This is a genomic window from Blautia intestinihominis (assembly GCF_040096655.1).
GTDB classification, from domain to species: Bacteria; Bacillota; Clostridia; order Lachnospirales; family Lachnospiraceae; genus Blautia_A; species Blautia_A intestinihominis.
This window is the reverse complement of record NZ_JBBMEI010000029.1, coordinates 1-19,782: the sequence shown is the minus strand read 5'-3', so window position 1 is coordinate 19,782 and position 19,782 is coordinate 1. Positions and strand designations below refer to the sequence as shown.

Sequence of the window (19,782 nt, the reverse complement as noted above, 5' to 3'; positions counted from 1 at the left end):
ATATACTACTTTACTATGTTGAAGTCAATTTTGTGTTTTCCTGTTTACAGGATTGTTTCTGTCCTGTTATAATAAAAATAAAACATCTGTGGAATTTCGTATCATCTTCCCCTTTTGTAAAACTGAAATGAGGTATTTTCATGAGCAAGCCCAGACATGCAGACAAGGATTCTGCTCCCACATCTTCTGGTCCAAAGCAGATCCATCATCTGTCCAATTATATCTTTTTATTTCTGCTGGCTGTATTTCTTATCGCAGTTTATACTTTTCTACTGCAAAAAAGCTACAGTACCAGCACTCTGGAGGCAAACGTTGACCAGAATATCACTTGTTCCGATGCCATCCACAAACTTGTTTCCAACACTTTTACCAGGGACGACTTTACGGACATCAACACGGTTGATAATATGTCCTCTGAGCGGTATCAGACACTTCAAACTACTTTGAACCAGATCCGAAGCCTGAATTCCACCCGATATCTCTACACTGCCAAACGCAACTCTGAGGGAAAACTGATCTATCTGGTCGATGGCCTCGATCTTGATACCTCTGATTTTGCTTATCCGGGAACCTACATAGAGGATGAAATGATTCCCTACATTAATTCTGCACTGTCAGGCAAAACCATTTATTCGCAGGAGATCATTGACACCACATGGGGACATATCTTCACAGCATGCTATCCCGTCAAGGCAACCGATGGCTCCAACGAGATCATCGGCGCACTCTGCATCGAAATGGACATGGAATCTGCCTATACTTTTCTGAGCAAAAGCAGCCGGAATTCTCTCCAGATCGCAATCGCCGCAGCCATCGTTGCACTGCTTCTGCTTGTCTGTGTTTATCACATTCTGCAGAACCAGAGGGCGAAGGACAGGGAACAGCAGATGCTCCTCAGGAAATCTGCCGCTGCCGCCGAAGCTGCAAACAAGGCAAAGTCCGCATTCCTCTTTAATATGTCACACGACATCCGGACTCCTATGAATGCGATCATCGGCTACGCAGAGCTTTCCCGGAATCATCTGCATGAACCAGACAAATTAAGCGAGTATCTTTCCGACATCCGCACCTGCGGACAAAAAATGCTCTCCATCATTGACAACATCCTGGAGATTGCCCGGATTGAAAACAACCAGATCGTTCTCGAAGAAAGCATCTGCAACATTGAAGAAAGTTTTGACTCCTGCATCGTCATGTTCAATACGGCAGTTCAGGAAAAGCACCAGACTATTACCGTACATAAGCAGGTTGCAAATCCTTATGTCTATATTGACAGTTCCCATCTGTCCGAGATTGTACTCAATGTTATCAGCAATGCCATCAAATACACCGGGCAGAATGGAAAAATCGACTGCTGTCTTACTCAGAAGCCGCATGAAGATGCCGACTGGTGTTACATGGAAATCTCTATTGCTGACAATGGTATCGGTATGTCCGAGGAATTCCAGGCACATATTTTTGAATCCTTTTCACGTGAACATTCTTCTACCATAAGCGGTATCGAAGGCACCGGTCTTGGCATGGGTATCGTAAAAAATCTGGTAGACCTGATGCATGGAATGATCGAGATCCAGAGCAGTCCGGGAAAAGGCTCCACTTTTACGATCTGTATTCCATGCCGCACTGCACGCAAAGAAGAGGCTGAGCCAAGGAAATCCTCATCCGACCACCCACAGAAAACTCTTGCAGGAAAAAGGATCCTTCTTGCTGAGGATAATGATCTGAATGCTGAGATCGCCATCGAACTTCTCAGTGAAGAAGGTCTGCTTGTCGACCGTGTCAGCAACGGCGTTGCCTGTGTGGAAAAACTTGAGAAAGCAGCACCTGATTTTTATGATCTGATCCTCATGGATATTCAGATGCCCGTCATGAACGGATATGACGCCACCCGCAAGATCCGACAATTAGAGGATCCATTCCGTTCCAGCATTCCGATCATTGCCATGACTGCCAATGCTTTTGCCGAAGACCGTCAGAAAGCGCTCTTTGTCGGAATGAACGACCATGTCGCCAAACCTGTTGATATGAATGTCCTGATTCCTGTATTGGAAAAACATATACGAACCAAAAAAGAAAATTAAGTCAGAAATCCCCATCCAGTCAGTATCAGGCTGACATTGGATGGGGATTTTGTTTGCTTTTTTATTTAAACTCACTAATCTGTGACCAGGCTTCTTTGAGCCGGTCCAGGGAATAGCCTGCATTGGCAGGGCTGGTTGACGGAAGCTTATGTGCCTCGATGCCATTTACCGGGTAAATATATTTACAGTACAGCTCGTACGCCTTGCCGCCATTCGTATAGATTGCCTGGATGTCAGCAGTGTCCAGTATTTCGGACAGATCATTTGGGACCACATCGCGGATGCTCGCATCGGAAGAGCCCTCGATCTCACAGCTCTGGATCACATCCCACACGGCAATATGATGCTCAAGGAGCATTGTTTTCTTTTCTTCTATCGTCTGCGGCACCTCACATCCCAGAATCCCTGCAAGCACTTTCCAGAACCGGTTCTGCTTATGTCCGTAAAAAAACTTCTGCTCCCTGGACTTCACTGACGGAAAACTCCCAAGTATCAATATCCGTGAGTGTTCGTCGTATACAGGGTCTATTGTATGTTCCATAATTTCTTTATCCTCTTTTCTTCCGTTTCACCTTCCACGGCCTGTTGTCCATTCTCCCTAGATACAACATGCCCAAATAACCATATTTCCTTCATACATCACATGTTACTCTTTATCTGTAATGCGCCAACGTTACGTTGCAAGTCGCAAGATTTCAATACATCTCATGTTACTCTTTATCATCTATGTGGTGCTTGAAAACATGGTGAATGTAGGAGTTTCAATACATCTCATGTTACTCTTTATCTTCCAATGCCTCAATTGCATTTTCATCATCACTTCGTTTCAATACATCTCATGTTACTCTTTATCAAACTAGCAAGTGGATGCTACACAATTATTGACGTGTTTCAATACATCTCATGTTACTCTTTATCCGCACACCTCTCTTTTAAGGTAGAAACAAGATATGTTTCAATACATCTCATGTTACTCTTTATCTAATATACAAGGTTTTAGTAGATATATAAAAATCAGGTTTCAATACATCTCATGTTACTCTTTATCGTGTGGTGTTGGTGTAGTGTTGATATGCAGTATATGTTTCAATACATCTCATGTTACTCTTTATCGATCCGCCGGAAGTACTGACGGATTCCCGGTATCAGTTTCAATACATCTCATGTTACTCTTTATCCAAAACAGGGGGCTGAATTTCAATCTTCCCATACGTTTCAATACATCTCATGTTACTCTTTATCACCTTGCTACCAACACTTGTGCTCTCCAGAACACAAGTTTCAATACATCTCATGTTACTCTTTATCGGAAGATACATTCAAAAGCCTTGTTAATCCTGTAATGTTTCAATACATCTCATGTTACTCTTTATCCTCTTACAAAATGATAGAAAGAACAGACAAATATTGTTTCAATACATCTCATGTTACTCTTTATCTATCTGGACTGCTAAGAAGATTGAAGCCAAACGGGTGTTTCAATACATCTCATGTTACTCTTTATCAAAATACGATTTCTGGATCGCCCGCTATCCGGCCAAGTTTCAATACATCTCATGTTACTCTTTATCCTTCCAGCGAGACCACCTGCATTTCCAGATACAGAGGTTTCAATACATCTCATGTTACTCTTTATCGGGAACGACGAGGACGGAGGTTTCACCGTACCGGAGTTTCAATACATCTCATGTTACTCTTTATCTTTACTCCTCTCCAAATAATGTTGGCTCGTCTGGCGTTTCAATACATCTCATGTTACTCTTTATCGCCATAAGACATTGGAAGGAGCAGCATTTGTTGGGTTTCAATACGTCTCATGTTACTCTTTATCCATAGAACAGAAAGCCTATGAAGATGGCTTTACCGTGTTTCAATACATCTCATGTTACTCTTTATCTGGAAGAGGTTGTTGTTGCACTTCCTCCAGATTCGTTTCAATACATCTCATGTTACTCTTTATCACCATGACAAAAGGTGTTTTTTCAGAATTTGAAGGTTTCAATACATCTCATGTTACTCTTTATCGCAAATGCGGCTCAGGCGTTGTATATCAACCAATGGTTTCAATACATCTCATGTTACTCTTTATCAGACATGATCTGGATGAAAAAGGGATAGCATATCCGTTTCAATACATCTCATGTTACTCTTTATCAGGACACCAGGCGATCAATGCGTGTCTGACAAGTGCGTTTCAATACATCTCATGTTACTCTTTATCTCGGGGATTCTCTGCACTGCCTTGGCCGTAGCCTCGTTTCAATACATCTCATATTACTCTTTATCTGACAGCTGTAAATGGAGACAGATTCTATACCATGTTTCAATACATCTCATGTTACTCTTTATCCAACATCGGGATGGGATCTTACCAGCCCGGTAACGTTTCAATACATCTCATGTTACTCTTTATCATTGTGTTGGTGTGCCGTTCTCCGTATCACATTCGGTTTCAATACATCTCATGTTACTCTTTATCGTAAAGGTTGACGCGATTTTCAATGGTTTGTAAAGGTTTCAATACATCTCATGTTACTCTTTATCGACGGCGTTTTGACTGCTTTTGTTGCGGTCTTTGTGTTTCAATACATCTCATGTTACTCTTTATCCAGCGGCCGGTGTATGTCATTGGCACTTCCAGCAGTTTCAATACATCTCATGTTACTCTTTATCCTATTAGCGACTTTGCAAGTCGGTATGCTCAACGGAGTTTCAATACATCTCATGTTACTCTTTATCGGATAACCGAATGGTGACAAACAAGATATTGGCTGTTTCAATACATCTCATGTTACTCTTTATCTAGTTGAACATCTGATTAACTTGATCGAAAGTAAGTTTCAATACATCTCATGTTACTCTTTATCGGGATTTCAAGATGCTCCCACAGAGCGAGGATTTCCGTTTCAATACATCTCATGTTACTCTTTATCTTGATTCTGTGTTAGAAGAAAACAAATATCTTCCGATGTTTCAATACATCTCATGTTACTCTTTATCTATTTTCCCGATGTACACCGGATTTGTCAGGATGTTTCAATACATCTCATGTTACTCTTTATCTTGTAGGAGTAATAATCTTCGTATCGGAATATGTTTCAATACATCTCATGTTACTCTTTATCGATACCAACATGGCTAAGGTCCTTGACGGAAATTAGTTTCAATACATCTCATGTTACTCTTTATCTCTTTCTCTCAATGGAAATCGCAGATTAGATTTCGAGTTTCAATACATCTCATGTTACTCTTTATCTCGAATTCGGAACTGTCATAATCGCCGCCCAACATGTTTCAATACATCTCATGTTACTCTTTATCGGTACAGCCTGCCAGATTGCTCTGGGGAGGAACGGTTTCAATACATCTCATGTTACTCTTTATCTTATGCCGCTCTCCTTCCAAATAAAATATTTAAAATGTTTCAATACATCTCATGTTACTCTTTATCAATGTGGATACGTCCTTGCGACAACCGTCCATGGGTTTCAATACATCTCATGTTACTCTTTATCGAAGGAACGAAAGACACGATTGACAATTCCGGTAAGTTTCAATACATCTCATGTTACTCTTTATCCGGGAGGCATTCAAAGATCAGACTACGGTCTTATTGTTTCAATACATCTCATGTTACTCTTTATCGAAAGTGGATATGAAAAAGGCTATGAAAAGGGCTAGTTTCAATACATCTCATGTTACTCTTTATCTACGTGCTGGAAGCCCTGCATCTCGGAAGTCAAGTTTCAATACATCTCATGTTACTCTTTATCGACAAAGAAAAGGAAATTGGTTATATCGTTAAGATGTTTCAATACATCTCATGTTACTCTTTATCTACTCACACTATCACTATTGGAGGCTCTGGGACATGTTTCAATACATCTCATGTTACTCTTTATCGATATGCAGGCCACGGGCATGTGACGGCAGCAGAGTTTCAATACATCTCATGTTACTCTTTATCGTCAAAGAGCAGGAAAGATCTGGCAGACCGTTATTTGTTTCAATACATCTCATGTTACTCTTTATCAAGATAAAAGCATTTCAATAATTCGGAAGCAGACACGTTTCAATACATCTCATGTTACTCTTTATCGTGGAACACAAACGAAGATTTTAGAAATACTATTACGTTTCAATACATCTCATGTTACTCTTTATCCCTCTACTTTACAGCATTTCTCACACCTAACATTTTTATAATACTGCAAAATACAATGCATTGCAAGATTTTTACCAGGCGCTTAGACAATTCTTTATTTTGGGATTAATTCGTGCATACTTCCAGTATTTTCAACACTTTCCGGCTTTTACACAAAAATCCGCCTGGTAATTTTCATGTTTTTCCCTCAGATTCCCCTGCCATTCTTTTAGAACAACAGGGAAATCTCTTTGTTACAAGATCAGATTCTCACCACTATCTTTCTTCTTATTTCCAATCACTTCTTCGCCAAACACATTATCATTCATTAATTTTATAATACAGACAAAATCTTCTTCCTTATCAATTACCCCATTCAGTTCGTTTCTTAACTGGATAAATTTAGAAGGTGTCATATCTCCTCTGAAAACTGATTTCTGAAAATGAGACAAATATTTCTTACAAACTTTAAATACTTTTTGCACTCGTTTTTCACCAACATCATAAAATAAAAAAGCATAATTATAATTTAACTGTTTTTTCATAGGCATTCTCCATTTTTATAGTCCACTACATCCCTTCCTTAAGCGAAAATGGAACAAATTCTTTTCTTTCTAATATATTTTTAATCAACTTATAACAATCTAATTTCAATGCAGTCCGATAAGAAACTTTTCTTTTCAATTTCGGATGAAGAAATACACTTTCCAGCCGTTTCTCAAATGCTTCTATAAATATTTTTCTACCTTCTTCATTCAGCATACAGTAATTCACTTTTTTCTCAAAATGTTTTTCTACCTGCAATTTTCTATTATTTACAAGATCAAAAATTGTCCTGAAAACAATAACTGGTTTAAATACCTCACTCAAATCCAAACTCAGTGAAAATCTTCCCTCTGATGGTTCATGTAAAAAACTGATTCTCTGATCTAAATGTGTTTGATAAATTGCTGCTATTGTCTTGGTATACAGTAGAGTATTTCCAAACGATACCAGAGCATTCATTGGATTATCCGGCGGACGTTTTACTCGTTTATTCATAACAAAATCTTCTGGCAAAAAATACTGAAAATCATGATAAAAACGTATCCAGACTTCACCTTCGTAAGCCATCAGTTCTTTTACATTTTCTGCACTCATAACCTGTTTAAAAAATACTATACGAATCCAATCCAGAGTTTCTTTCACTTCTTTTTTATCATGCTTATAGTAATGGTAAAGAACTTCATAAATGTTTATGCCTATTCCACGAACAATTTTACGGGCTATATCCATACGATCCACACTGTATTTTTCTGCCTGTTTTACTACCAATCTTCCACTCAAATACTGATCTCTCGGATAAAAAGTTCCACTGTAGCCGCCGTAATAATTAAAGAAATGTACCATCACATGATTCTGCGATAAAAAATCCAGCAACTTAGTATTAATACTCACTTCATTTAAACAATAAATTTCTCTTGTATTTTCAATTGGTATGTACACATTTCTGCCATCCTTCCGAAAACATAAGGAATTATCTTTTCTTGTAAGTTCACCCATTGACATAATATATCTTGTACTTCCCATATTTTCACCCTCACATTCCTGATATTTATTCCTTATACATAACAATATTCATAATATGCACACTTTTTACACTTAGGCTTATTGAGACATTCTGGAACGTTATCTTGTTGTATGAGATTTTCTATTTCTTTTATATAGACTTCCAGCTGTTTTTCATTATCTTCCGTAAGTTCTACGTAAACAGTTTTTTTATCCGTTTTATTTTTCTCTACAAATTCAAGACGTCCCTTTCTTATAATTCCTTTTGTCTTTAATACCTTCAGATAATATAAGAGCTGCCAACGTGCAGCTTCTACATCCGCATCAGATTTCTTTATTTCTGTCAGATAATCTCTAGTCAACTTATCCAATCGTATATTGTCTATTGCCAGTTCTGTATTTTTACTTTCCGCTGCCTTTTCTTCATGAATTGCTTTTCCAATTTTCACCTGTTCACTGTTATCTTCCAGGTTTAAACGATTCCCATGCAAATAGCATTGTCTTTTGCAATGGAAATAATAGTTCATCAGAGTTCCATTTATCAGCATTTAATCCCTCCTTCGTGGCTCAACCACTCTTTTACTGTTAAAAAAACATTTCCCCTCCACTTCCCAGTTTTTCTCTGTTCAAAATTCCATTTTCAAAATAATCATCTCCATTCTTTATAAAATACATATCTCCAATCTGCTCATACTCATCCCAAGGAAATGTACTTCCTTTTTCAATCTGATAAACAAACATATTCATCTTACATTTCGTCTCATGAAGTCTGACACGCTGCTCGCTGTAATCCATCTCCTGATCGTGTAATAATGATTCATATTCTTGCCAGATCTCGTCTCCACACACTTCTTCCCCATTTGGCAATATCAGGTTTCTTGAAAGAAATACATTCATCATTTCCCTTTGATCATCTATCAAACGCATCTTTTTTGAAACTTCCGGGTAATTAAGTTTTCCTACTTCTTCTCTAAAAAAATTTTCCAGATTGTTTTCATTTTCGCCATTCTTCTTGCGCTTTTCAATCTCCAGAATTTCTTCGTAATAATCCTCAAAACTTTTTGTTTTTAAAATCTCCTGCATATCTGGCCGCAAAACAGTAAAATCTTCATCAATCCGAATATCTCCATCTCTATAAACAGTTCTGACAGAATCCAAATTAAAGAAATATACAATTCCCTCGCTTTTGCAGGAACGGTTGATCCTACCCATAAACTGTTCTTCACTGTCTAGCTTTGAACAGTCTTTATATCCAATGTCCATATCAATATCAACGCCCGCTTCTATTACCTGTGTTGCTACAAGAATTACCGATTTTAAATGTGAAAGTTTTTCAATTATCTTCTGCCTCTCCCAGATACTGCTATCTCCACTCATAAACAAAACTTCACAATCCACTGTATCAACTATCATCCTGTAAAAGTTTTCTGCACTTTTTTTGCTGATAAATTCTATTAATATTTTCTTTTCTTGTAATGCTTGTTTCTGCACATGCTTACACAAAAGTTCTAACGTCATCTTCACTTTTAACAAACTATAATCCGGAATAACCCGTTCTGCAAAAACAGGATGTTTAAAATATCTATCTTTCTGAGAAATCAAAATGACCGCATCTTCTTTATGATCTGTCAGCATTTCCAGATTTGGAAGAGTCGCTGACATAATAATGATTTTAATATTAAGCAGTTTCGCATAACTCTTTAAGAAAGTTATAATCTCACTCCACAGTGCATTTTTATAGCTTTGTATTTCATCCAATACGATCACGGAATTACATAACTGATAAAATGCAAAAACATCCTCTTTCTCATTGCCAAACAAAGTTTTAAATAATGTTACATGCGTAGATAAAATAATTGGATAGTTCAGAAATTGCCTGTCCAAAAGAATTTTTTGATATCGTTTCTTGGCACCTTCCTCATATTCATCCTTTTCTTCTTTCATAGGAACCAGTGAATTGACCACTGCAATCTGATCCATAATATCCTCTCTGTCTCCAAAGATTTTTTTCATGCTTTCAATATTCTGATCCACAAGAGTATTAAACGGATAAATATAAAAAATTTTATTAATGTCCCTCCCTGACTTTACAATCTGAAAGCTCAAATTCAATGCAGTATTACTTTTTCCAGCTCCTGTCGGCTCCTCCAAATAAAAAAGATGGTCATTCATATGCTCTTTTAATGTCTTTTCCGCATCTAAAAACATTTCCGTTCTTAAATCATTAATCACCTCCGATTTTTTTCTTTTCATCAATACTTCTTTTTTCTGTGGATATTTTGTTTTCTCATAGCTGCGAATACTTAATTGTATTTTTGTTTTTTCATATGCTTCTATAATATTGGATATATCATTCAACTGCCCAGACTTTTTTAATTGCACATTGTTCATATATTCTGATGTTGAATAATAATCAGCCGCTACCAAAAGCGAAAATAATAACCTCGTATATCCAAATAAATACACCTGCTGAGAACTGTCGTCCTCTGCAAGTCGTTCAAACATACGCCCCTTCTGCTCTTTTTTCAAATATACTTTCTTTATTTTCTGTCCTTCATCTTCTTCCATCCATTTTTTTAACCATTGCTGTGCATACCATCCCAATGCGCTTCCTTCAGTTTCTGTAAAACTATCCAAATATATTTGAAAATCGTTAAGGACTCCATGATGTCTGGCAATCAGGAATGAATGAATATAAATAAAATCTCTTAAAATTTTTCGTTCTTTCAGATTTTCTATCTTAGAAACTTCATTAAGAAAATAATTCAGATACAGTACAGCAGACAAAATCGAGTGTTTACTTCCTACATTATTATGTGGTCTCGCCTTGCCCTTTAACATGCAATTCTTCATGTTCTTTTCCTGGAATCTCGGATTGATCTTTCCAATATCATGAAAAGAAATAACATTATCTCTCATCTTTTCAAAAAAGCAGATTCCTTCTTGACTCATATCCGTAAAATATAGTTCTTCAAACTTTTTGAAAATAGTTTGTATCTGTTTATCCTGTATTATTTTCTTATAATATTTCTGACATAACATGGTATGCTCTATTAATGTTTCTTTCTGTTCTGCTATTTCTTTTCTATGCGCATAGCAATGTGCAGTTTCCTTTTGCACTTCTCTTAAATCAATAAAATCACTACTCATAAATATCCCCCCCCTTGCAACAAAATCCCGCAATTCCTGCGGGATTCTGTCTAATAAAATATAAGCATACGATTTTCAGTTTTAAAAATCTTCTTTTCTTCGATTCTGACTTTTATATTTGTATAACAGAAATTTTCATATTCATATAAATTCATATGACTGTCTATTCCAACCGGAAGTTTCTCTTCATATTTAAATTCTGGAGTTTCCTCATCGTCATCATAGTCATCTTCATCGTCCTCATCAGCAATTTCAAATTTCCCATCTTTTTTAAGATAAAGACACGATAATACTGTGCTTTCACATTGTGCATTTTCCAACTCTACAATTTCTGCATTATAAATATCTGCCAAATGATCATTTTTCCCCAGATAAGGGATATACACACACTTTCTTTCCAGAATCATTTCAGCAATCTTATCTGCTTCTTCGCAGTCCATAAAAATATAAATATCCCATATCGGATTTTCCAGCCACTGCTCTCTTACGATCAGATTGCCTCCCTGTTCCTGTGACGCATATCCTACCGTATTATTAAACATTTGCACCTTTTTTGATATATATCCCTGTGGATTCCGAGGTACAATAGAAACTTTCAGGTCTTTTAATCTCTCATAAAACTCCGGATATATCCCAGCATGACCATAACCTTTATATCCCACAATCGCTCCAAGAATCCCCAATAACGCCACCTTATGGATCTGACCATAGGTAAAATATCCATATGTATTTACTTCGGGCTTTTTAAAAAAGGCATTCCTTCCACTGAGAGTAAATTTCAAAGCACGCATACATCACACCTCTTTTTGTGTAATAATATTAAATTTCTTTGCCCCCTTAATTTCTCCCTCAAGTTCCGTTGTATAAGGATTATAATAAATTTCAATACTCTCGATCCTTTGCTCGAGTTCCTGCAAAAACTCTGCACATTGTTCCAGATTAATTTTATTTTTTTCTCCCTTCTCAAAAGAAATGTATTCTGTCAGATTCGGAAGATATAAGTCAGATTCTGTTTCAACAAAAAGCGCAAATTCATTTTCGCATCCTTCTTTTGCATTTGTAGCAAATGCCGTAGCTGATACCAATGCCGTTCTTTTGAAATTCTGATAATCTTCCTCTGTATATCCATTTGTAACTCCCAATTCCTGAAATTCTTTATATGCCAGCGGATTAATTACAAACGGATAGAAGTAGTGTGCTTCATTACTCGTAATTTTGGTTCCTAATGTTGAATTTTTTGCCTCTTTATCTTTTTTATCGTCTCTGAATGGAGATAATATATTCTGTTCTTCTGCTTGTGTATCTGAATATTTATTAAATCCCTGTCCAAATTGAACTGCACCCATAATAGAAATATTGTTCTTTGCTTCTGCAAAGGTCGCGCCAAAATTTTTTACATCTACTGCCGAAAACAAATTTTCCAACGTTTTCTTTGAATCTTTTTCTACTTTTTCGCCAAAAATATACTCATAACGCTCGGCCAGCGCTCTTGGCACAAGAGAGGAATCTTTTTCACTGAACTTCATTGACTTAATATACAGAACTTTTTTTCTCTCATTGTCCCACATTTTTTTCATTGGGTACTTCAGTGCCTTGTCACTTCCAAATACATGTCCATCTGAAGTCGTCTTAGGATAACCAGAAAAATCCGCGTTCCAGTTTGCCATAATAGAAACAATCCCTAATACTCCGTATACTCTTTTATTCATTTACACGTTCCTCCTGGTCTTTTTTCTGTAAAATATTGTTATTAATATAGCCCGCGATCATAGAATTTTGATCTATCTTTTCCGCATTTGTATAATTGCATATCATTGCATAAAGATTATTAAATCGAGTTTCCGCACAATCTAGCTGATAATTATATTTCATAAAATACTGTCGCAGCTTCTCTTTCAATACCTGATCATTTTTGATATTAAAAAAAGGATTTGCCAGAGAATGCTTTTTATCCTTTGTTTTACTGAGTGAAATGAAATAATTCACAAGCTGGCCAACTGCATAATAATATTCTTCATCACTCACAATCACTTCTGTTTCTTTGCTTAGAATTTTTCTCCTCAACTTTTTTTGGATTGCTTCATAATCTGTACTCATTTTCTCTCCTCCCGAAAAATATTCTTCCAGTGAACATTTTAAATTAAATTGTTTCACTGCTTTGGAAATGTAACCATTTCTTATAGAGTCCTTTATCAAGTTCATACTCACTTTAGATAAAACCGTACATATATTCTGTGTTTCATTTTTATAGAGCCATGCAAAAATCCCGTCTCTTGAACATATTAAATTCCGTGCTATCTCACCAGAAATCTGTAATTCATCCACCGGAGTAAAATAATTAGAAACCAGCCATTTCGAAAATAAAATTTCGTTAAGCAAATTCTCCACTTGCTCCATTGTTCCATAATCTTTATAAATTTCATCTTCTGTTTCTCTGTAAAATACATTTATATAGTGAAAGCGTTTTCGCAAATGATAGCGATAATCCACAATAACATCCTGATGCATGATCTGCGCTTCTGTTCCTTTTTGTATATACAGATAATAACCTGTGAAATCCATTTGCATTCTTTCTTCTTTGGAAAAAGCTCTGATTTCTCCTTTTTCTGGATCAATATAAATATTTACTTTTCCAGCTGCTGCCTGATTATATAAATAATCAAAAAATTTTTTCTGCAAAACTGCCTCTTGTGCTGTAACCATATAAGGTAATTCTACTTTCCTTGTCTTATGTGCCATATATGGTTTTTTCTGATTCATCCCCAAATTGTCGTTTGGCAATCCCCAGATTTTTTTATCAATTTCCTGGTTATAATCATTTTTATTAAAAATTTTTGTAATCAGATATCTCTGTTCTTCCTGAAGATAACATTCTCTGTCTTCTTCGAAAAATATTTTTAAATAATTTTTTCCGGATAAAGAAATTCCCAGTTCTTCAAGATTAAAAATATATTTTTTTATCCAGTTTCGGCAACGTTCCAGTTTTTCTTCATTAATTTCAACAAGTTGATCAGCTATATATTCATACATTTGTCTATCTTTGGATTTTGAATATTTTTTTTCTGGATTACTCAGCACATCAAAGTAACGGTCGATTGCTTCCTCGTTTAATTTACCATTACTTAGATTCTCCTGCTTCACCCAAAAAGAAAGATAATTATTTGAATGGATAACTTTTTTGGAATCTACCGGCTTATCCATGCTCACAAGACGGCTATGATAATCAAAAAAGCATAATTTATCATAGTGTCGTTCGGAAATTCCTTCCATTTGTTTGGTTTTTTTATTAAATTTTAAATCCACCTGGCAGATTATTTCACCTTTTGAATTTACCAGAATGTAGCACCCATCTGCCGGAATATAAGAATCTAATATTAAAGAATCTTCTCCTCTGCCTTTTATTCTCACCTTTTCCATTTGTCTTTCAAATACTTCAAGACAGTCTTTTAGCACGTAATCACCCCTTTAATCTTCTTTAAATCCATCGAAAATTACAAAATCCTGCCCCACGGCTATTAGCTTCACCAAGCCCGGTCCCTAATATGAAATATGCAAGTTCCTGGCTTTTTTCATCATCTGCTATTTGCAATCTTAATTTATCTCCCAATAAACTAATATTTTTATATCCGCAAACGATCGGATGTTTATTTAAAAATGTAATGTTCGTATACAATGGAAAATCTTCCTCTATTTGTTCTCCTGTAAAAGAGTTATATTTTTTTACTGTATTAGCAAATAGTCTCTTTTCATATTCATCAAGACTCATATGACTTCTCCAGTACCCCTCATCTGACTTTATAATAACCGGGCTTAACGCAAACAATTCTCCTATTCTTTTTCTCGGAATAATACGATTTTCTACTGTTAAACCTTTTATTATCTTTGTATAGTGGTTTCGCAACACATCTGAAAAATATCGCGCAAGTTCAGCATCCGTTGTTCTGACTGTCAATGCATATATCTGATCTTTTTTATATGTCATTCCTCTTTCTACAGGCCACAAAGTCCCAATACTATAGAATTTATATCTATTTTCTTCATGAAAAGAAATCAACTTCTCATTCTGACATAACGCAGAATCTATAAAATTCGCCAGCACATTCTGCAATTCTTTAAAAGGAATGTCCTTTAGCAAATACACCCGTACTCGAATTTCGCAGACTTTTAATTTTGTTTTCATTATCCTCCCCCTATTATCTATCAATGTATATGTTTGTTTATATGATAATCCATTTTTCCAATTTATACAAGCTAAATGGTTTTTATTGCTTCAAAAATTGTTTGCAATATTTATCAATTTATAATAAAATAATTTTTATCAAGAGTAACATATTCATATGTATTGAAACATGTAAATGTTTGTTTTTTTAATTTAAGCGTAACATATGATGTAAATTAAAAAATCCCTCTAACAGAAAATTTTCAGCTATCTAATAGCTTCCTTAAATTTCTGTTAGAGGGATTTTTTATTTATCCTCTTTTCTTCCGTTTCACCTTCCACGGCCTGTTCTTACCGTGCCATCCATGTTCTTCCCAGTAGCCATAATCCGGCTCGAACTTCCAGAATGCTTTGTGCATCCAGCGTATCATCGAAAACCACATGCGGGTCTTGAGTGTTGGTTTGAATGGGGCATGATTTTTTCGGATCTTTGCTGCCATCCGGTCGGTCTCCTGGTGGATCTTCTTCTGGATATCTTCCGGGATCTCGGATGGCTTCGCTGCCCTGACAGCAAATCCCATGCGGTAGATCCGCGGATAGCCCCAGAAAAACATACTGTGGTAAAGATCCTTCGTCGTGCTCGCCATGCCACCGCCGGCAGCTGTCGCAATCGCCACGCCCTGCTTCTGGAAGGCACGTGCATCCGGCCGGTGCACCATCCATCTCGTACCAAAATGATCCAGAAAGGACATCATCTGCCCGGTCGCATGATACACATATACCGGGCTTGCCAGAATTACTACATCCGCCTCATCCATCGCATCCATAAGAGGCTTGAGCTTCTTATAATGCGGGCAATGTGTCAGGTCCTTGTTAAAACACGTCCAGCATCCGAGACATGGTTCATCAAAATCACGCGGCAGGAAAAATTCCGTCACCTCCCCGCCGATCTTTTCCGCAAGTTCATGCGCAATCATATACGTATTCCCCTTATGGTTCTGACCATGTATAACTGTAATTTTCACAGTATCGCTTCCTTTCCTGTTATATCTCTTCTATCTACTTTATGCATCCCTGCGCTTACAATACTCCATGATCTTCCTCATCAGCAGCTTTGCATCGAGGGGCTTGGCGATATGTTCATTCATTCCTGCTTCCCTGGTCTGCTGACGGTCCTCGGTGAAAGCATTGGCAGTCATTGCATACTTCCGTCACGATCATCTTTTCATCCTCCAGAAGAACTTTCGCGATTTCTCTGTTCAGCTCGTTATCCTCTGCCAGAAGCACCTTGACCCCTGCAAGGTTCACCTGCTTTTCAGGACGTTTCTGTTCATGTTCTGTCGAAGTTATTTTGTCTGCGGTCGATCTCAAGAAGCCCGATGATCCCATTCAGTGGTGTGCGGATGTCATGGGACATTCTCGAAAGAAAGGCTGTTTTGGCCGCATTTGCCTTCTTCTCACTTTCCAGCTCGATCGTCTTCTGCACCAGTTCATTCTTGTCAAGAATCAGGTTACGGTGCTCGATCTTACCATCCGGCGCGAAAACTTTGTGGTCATGATCTTCAATATATTTCCAGGAACCATCCTTACATCTCATTCGATACGTGATCTCATAATGATCTGCTTTTTTGTACTGTTCCAGAGCCTCAGCAATGCCGCTTTCCAGATCATCCGGATGTGCGATCCCGACAACAGAGCCATTCGATGCCTCCATAAATTCCTCCACAGTATAGCCAAGCATCGCTGCATACTGCTCCGAAACATACTTGAAAGAATAACTCTCATCATCATTGCTGATCTTTATGCCGCCCGGAATCGCAGAAGTAATAATATCCAGCTGCTTCCTCACCAGTCTGTACGCCGTGGGTATGCCCGGAAAGCACCAGATCAACGCCCGCCTTTGCCTGTGCCTCATAATCCTGTGGCTGATGATCCAGAACGATAGAAAACTTGTCCGGATCCAGATCAGCTGTCAGTTCTTCCATCGTCTCACGGCCTCCTGCATAATCCTCAGACTTGTCCTGTCTTCCTTCGTCGTATCATCATCCACAAAATCGCCAACGATCAGTACAACATCCGGATTCTGTGCTTCAATGGTCTTCATATGTTCCGCAAAACCTTCTCCATGAAATGTCGTTCCTGTATGTGAATCGGAAAAAACTGCCACCTTAAGATTCCTGACTTCTTTATCTGTCTGTATCTCATACTTCTTCTCCCACACATGATGTGCCTGATACCAGCCTGCTGCAAGATAACATACAGTAAAAACGATCGCCACGATCCCGGCATAATATTTTGCAAATGTCTTTTTGCGTATCTTTGTGATCAGGGCAAAAATCGCTTCGCTGACCATCCAGAATACGATCAGATGCAGAATACACACAATAGCATTCATAGAACCCCATGCCATCCAGATAACTGCGGTATAAACTACAGCAATCAGAAGTCCTGTCAGTGTGCTGAATCCTTTTTTGCCTTTTGTTATTTTTCTGATAAATGCAAATTTCCCAATCCTGTTCGCAAGATACAAAATCCCTGCAAAAGACAAAACTGCCAGGACGATCATCAAAATAAGCCACATATTCATAATCCTTATCGCCCTCTTTCTTCCTGTGTTATTTCCCATTGTACAGGAAAAAAGCTGCTCTGCCTACTATCAGTATTATCTCAGGGCTTTCATTTTTTACACTTTTGTAATGTAACGGGCCGCCACGAAACCATAATATTTGTTCACGATCCGAACATAATACCAGGCTGTGCCGTCGTCGGCTTTGATCGTATTGCACACGTCAACAAGATTGTGCTGTGCAAGAAGCGGATACTTCTTGATCCTTGGATACTCTGTACCTGCCCAGGAGCGCACATTGAGTTCTGCTGTATTCACCATTCCCACCCACTTTGGAGTCTTGTCAAGATGGATTGCTGTTTCTGTGGATCTCTGGTCGGAGGCAGTGCCATAATCAATCCATACATACCCGTCAATCGCCGGATCTGTACGTTTGTATTTTTTATTGCGGCATGACCCGCCATTGGCTACAACACCTGGTGTACTGGATGTATTTCCCTCGTTTGTATAAATATAAATGTCATCATATTTCGTAATGGATCCAATATGTGCCCCATTTCGGAACACGACCAGCGCACCCTTCTTCGGCGTACTATGCCAGGTTCCTTTTTGTTTCGCATGCCGCGTCACACTCCGACAGTTATAAAAACCACCGCCCATGATCTGCAGTGCCCTCGCCAGGCCAAATATTTTGACCAGTTTCCAGAACTGATAAACTGCACACCACGGCTGCCCCTGGCATCCAGGCTGTCCCCAGTTATTGACATCACGGGCAAATTTCGTATAGTTTTTGCTACCGGCATTTCTGGTAAAATCATCCAGATATGCATTGCTCTTTTTTTCCAGATACGGTTTCTTACCGCCATAGTTGGCATAATAATTTCCAAGTTTTATGTGTTTCTCCAACTTATTTCCTGTAGTTTTTTTCTTCTCTTCTGCTTTTTCTTTATAATCTTTGTAAAACAGATCCATATCCACGTTTCCGCTGATCCCGGCAACTTTTCCCTTGCTGGAATACTGCCAGCCGATTCCCTGCTCCGGCTTAAGGCGTGTCTGCACAGTTCCATCATCATTTGCCGGGTATCTGGCAAGCCACAAGTCATAGGATTTCAATTTTGTACTCAGAACATTCTGATACCAGTCTACATTACAATAAATTCCGACCCTGTATCCTGCTTTTTTGATATGATCCAGAAAAACCACCGCAATCTTCTCGACTGCCTCTTTTCCAAGTTTTCTCTGTTTCTCCCATTCCAGATCATAGAATACCGGAAGATCCAGTTCGCGCCCGTCAAGGACTGCGAGTGTTTCTTCTGCTTCTTTTAATGCCTGCGCTTCTGTCAGAGCATAACTGTATTTGTATCCACCCACAGCAATCTTATTCGCCCTGCATCCCTTATAATTATGTTCAAAACTTGTATCTGGTCCGTTTTTCTGATGGATTCGAAGAATTGCAAAATTTATGCCCGCCTTCTTTACTTTCGCCCAGTCGGGCTTCCCCTGATAACTTGATACATCAATGCTTTTGATTTCCATAGCCGCGTCTCCTTATGGCAAAAGCTTCTCTCTATATCCATATTCCATTTGTCTCCAAACTGTGATTTTACTGGTCTTCTCAGACTGTTTCATTTATTTCGCTGTATTTTTCTCATATGCGGCACTTCTGCATAATATATAAGCAACTACAAATTTTATGCAGGGAATTTTGTTATGAACTGTCCAAATAATAAATCCAGAAATTGTTGTAATAACTGCAGCGGATCCTGTGGCACTTACGTAACGATCCAGGGTCCTCCCGGACCTATGGGACCAGAAGGACCTCGTGGAGAGCAGGGTTCAAGAGGAGAACAGGGACCTGCCAGACCTCGTGGCATGAAAGGCGATACCGGATGTCCTGGGCCTGTGGGACCTCGTGGTTCGGTTGGGCCTATCAGGTGTATCGCATTGATACCACCAATGTGGCGAACATTGAGCTTGTGCCGAATATCACCTATGTTTCGTCAACCGTGTGGACCTATATCGTAGATGATGACATCGTAATCAATGGTTGGTATTTCGATCGAGTAGGAGACGGCTTTTGCCGCCGACCTCTCACACCACCGGACATGCGGTTCCGCATCCGGCGGTTCAGTTA

At 38.2% G+C, this 19,782-nt stretch carries 16 protein-coding genes and 1 CRISPR repeat array; of the genes, 1 reads left to right on the top strand and 15 read right to left on the bottom strand.

Annotated elements, in window-relative coordinates:
• The first annotated feature begins 140 nt into the window (after nt 1-140).
• On the top strand, nt 141-2,081 hold the full coding sequence (locus WMO75_RS10340; protein WP_349077991.1) for a hybrid sensor histidine kinase/response regulator: 1,941 nt from the start codon (nt 141-143) through the stop codon (nt 2,079-2,081).
• 61 nt (nt 2,082-2,142) lie between these two features.
• Here the strand turns inward: WMO75_RS10340 and WMO75_RS10335 are convergent, their stop codons facing one another.
• From WMO75_RS10335 to WMO75_RS10265, 15 genes are all read right to left on the bottom strand, one after another.
• Nucleotides 2,143-2,622: a DNA-deoxyinosine glycosylase gene (locus WMO75_RS10335; RefSeq protein WP_173906579.1), complete on the bottom strand. Its 480-nt coding sequence runs from the start codon at nt 2,620-2,622 to the stop codon at nt 2,143-2,145.
• Between the two features lie 87 nt (nt 2,623-2,709).
• Nucleotides 2,710-6,246: direct repeats of the CRISPR family, unit length 30 nt; unit sequence GTTTCAATACATCTCATGTTACTCTTTATC.
• A 233-nt stretch (nt 6,247-6,479) separates the two neighbouring features.
• On the bottom strand, nt 6,480-6,770 hold the full coding sequence (gene cas2 / locus WMO75_RS10330; RefSeq protein WP_303223737.1) for a CRISPR-associated endonuclease Cas2: 291 nt from the start codon (nt 6,768-6,770) through the stop codon (nt 6,480-6,482).
• A 25-nt stretch (nt 6,771-6,795) separates the two neighbouring features.
• The gene (gene cas1b / locus WMO75_RS10325; protein WP_303223738.1) at nt 6,796-7,794 is read right to left on the bottom strand and encodes a type I-B CRISPR-associated endonuclease Cas1b; all 999 of its coding nucleotides are present in this window, start codon (nt 7,792-7,794) and stop codon (nt 6,796-6,798) included.
• Nucleotides 7,795-7,826: 32 nt separating this feature from the next.
• On the bottom strand, nt 7,827-8,321 hold the full coding sequence (gene cas4 / locus WMO75_RS10320) for a CRISPR-associated protein Cas4 (protein WP_303223739.1): 495 nt from the start codon (nt 8,319-8,321) through the stop codon (nt 7,827-7,829).
• 37 nt (nt 8,322-8,358) lie between these two features.
• Nucleotides 8,359-10,923: a CRISPR-associated helicase Cas3' gene (cas3, locus tag WMO75_RS10315; RefSeq protein ID WP_349077990.1), complete on the bottom strand. Its 2,565-nt coding sequence runs from the start codon at nt 10,921-10,923 to the stop codon at nt 8,359-8,361.
• Nucleotides 10,924-10,973: 50 nt separating this feature from the next.
• On the bottom strand, nt 10,974-11,714 hold the full coding sequence (gene cas5b, locus WMO75_RS10310) for a type I-B CRISPR-associated protein Cas5b (RefSeq protein WP_349077989.1): 741 nt from the start codon (nt 11,712-11,714) through the stop codon (nt 10,974-10,976).
• A gap of 3 nt (nt 11,715-11,717) precedes the next feature.
• The gene (locus WMO75_RS10305; RefSeq protein ID WP_349077988.1) at nt 11,718-12,632 is read right to left on the bottom strand and encodes a type I CRISPR-associated protein Cas7; all 915 of its coding nucleotides are present in this window, start codon (nt 12,630-12,632) and stop codon (nt 11,718-11,720) included.
• A complete protein-coding gene (locus WMO75_RS10300) occupies nt 12,625-14,376 on the bottom strand; it encodes a CRISPR-associated protein (protein WP_349077987.1) in 1,752 nt (583 codons plus the stop codon). Before WMO75_RS10300 ends, WMO75_RS10305 begins: the two co-directional genes overlap by 8 nt.
• 22 nt (nt 14,377-14,398) lie before the next feature.
• A complete protein-coding gene (gene cas6, locus WMO75_RS10295) occupies nt 14,399-15,103 on the bottom strand; it encodes a CRISPR-associated endoribonuclease Cas6 (protein ID WP_303223746.1) in 705 nt (234 codons plus the stop codon).
• Between the two features lie 290 nt (nt 15,104-15,393).
• On the bottom strand, nt 15,394-16,107 hold the full coding sequence (locus WMO75_RS10290) for a flavodoxin family protein (RefSeq protein WP_349077986.1): 714 nt from the start codon (nt 16,105-16,107) through the stop codon (nt 15,394-15,396).
• Between the two features lie 39 nt (nt 16,108-16,146).
• Nucleotides 16,147-16,281: a hypothetical protein gene (locus WMO75_RS10285; RefSeq protein WP_349077985.1), complete on the bottom strand. Its 135-nt coding sequence runs from the start codon at nt 16,279-16,281 to the stop codon at nt 16,147-16,149.
• Between the two features lie 131 nt (nt 16,282-16,412).
• Nucleotides 16,413-16,931, bottom strand: coding sequence for a PAS domain-containing protein (locus tag WMO75_RS10280; protein ID WP_291580740.1), 519 nt, complete (start codon nt 16,929-16,931; stop codon nt 16,413-16,415).
• On the bottom strand, nt 16,870-17,067 hold the full coding sequence (locus WMO75_RS10275; protein WP_291580737.1) for a hypothetical protein: 198 nt from the start codon (nt 17,065-17,067) through the stop codon (nt 16,870-16,872). The genes WMO75_RS10280 and WMO75_RS10275 overlap by 62 nt, the downstream gene beginning before the upstream one ends.
• On the bottom strand, nt 17,055-17,669 hold the full coding sequence (locus WMO75_RS10270) for a metallophosphoesterase (protein WP_291519677.1): 615 nt from the start codon (nt 17,667-17,669) through the stop codon (nt 17,055-17,057). The genes WMO75_RS10275 and WMO75_RS10270 overlap by 13 nt, the downstream gene beginning before the upstream one ends.
• Nucleotides 17,670-17,765: 96 nt before the next feature.
• On the bottom strand, nt 17,766-19,184 hold the full coding sequence (locus WMO75_RS10265) for a GH25 family lysozyme (protein ID WP_349077983.1): 1,419 nt from the start codon (nt 19,182-19,184) through the stop codon (nt 17,766-17,768).
• Nucleotides 19,185-19,782 lie beyond the last annotated feature (598 nt).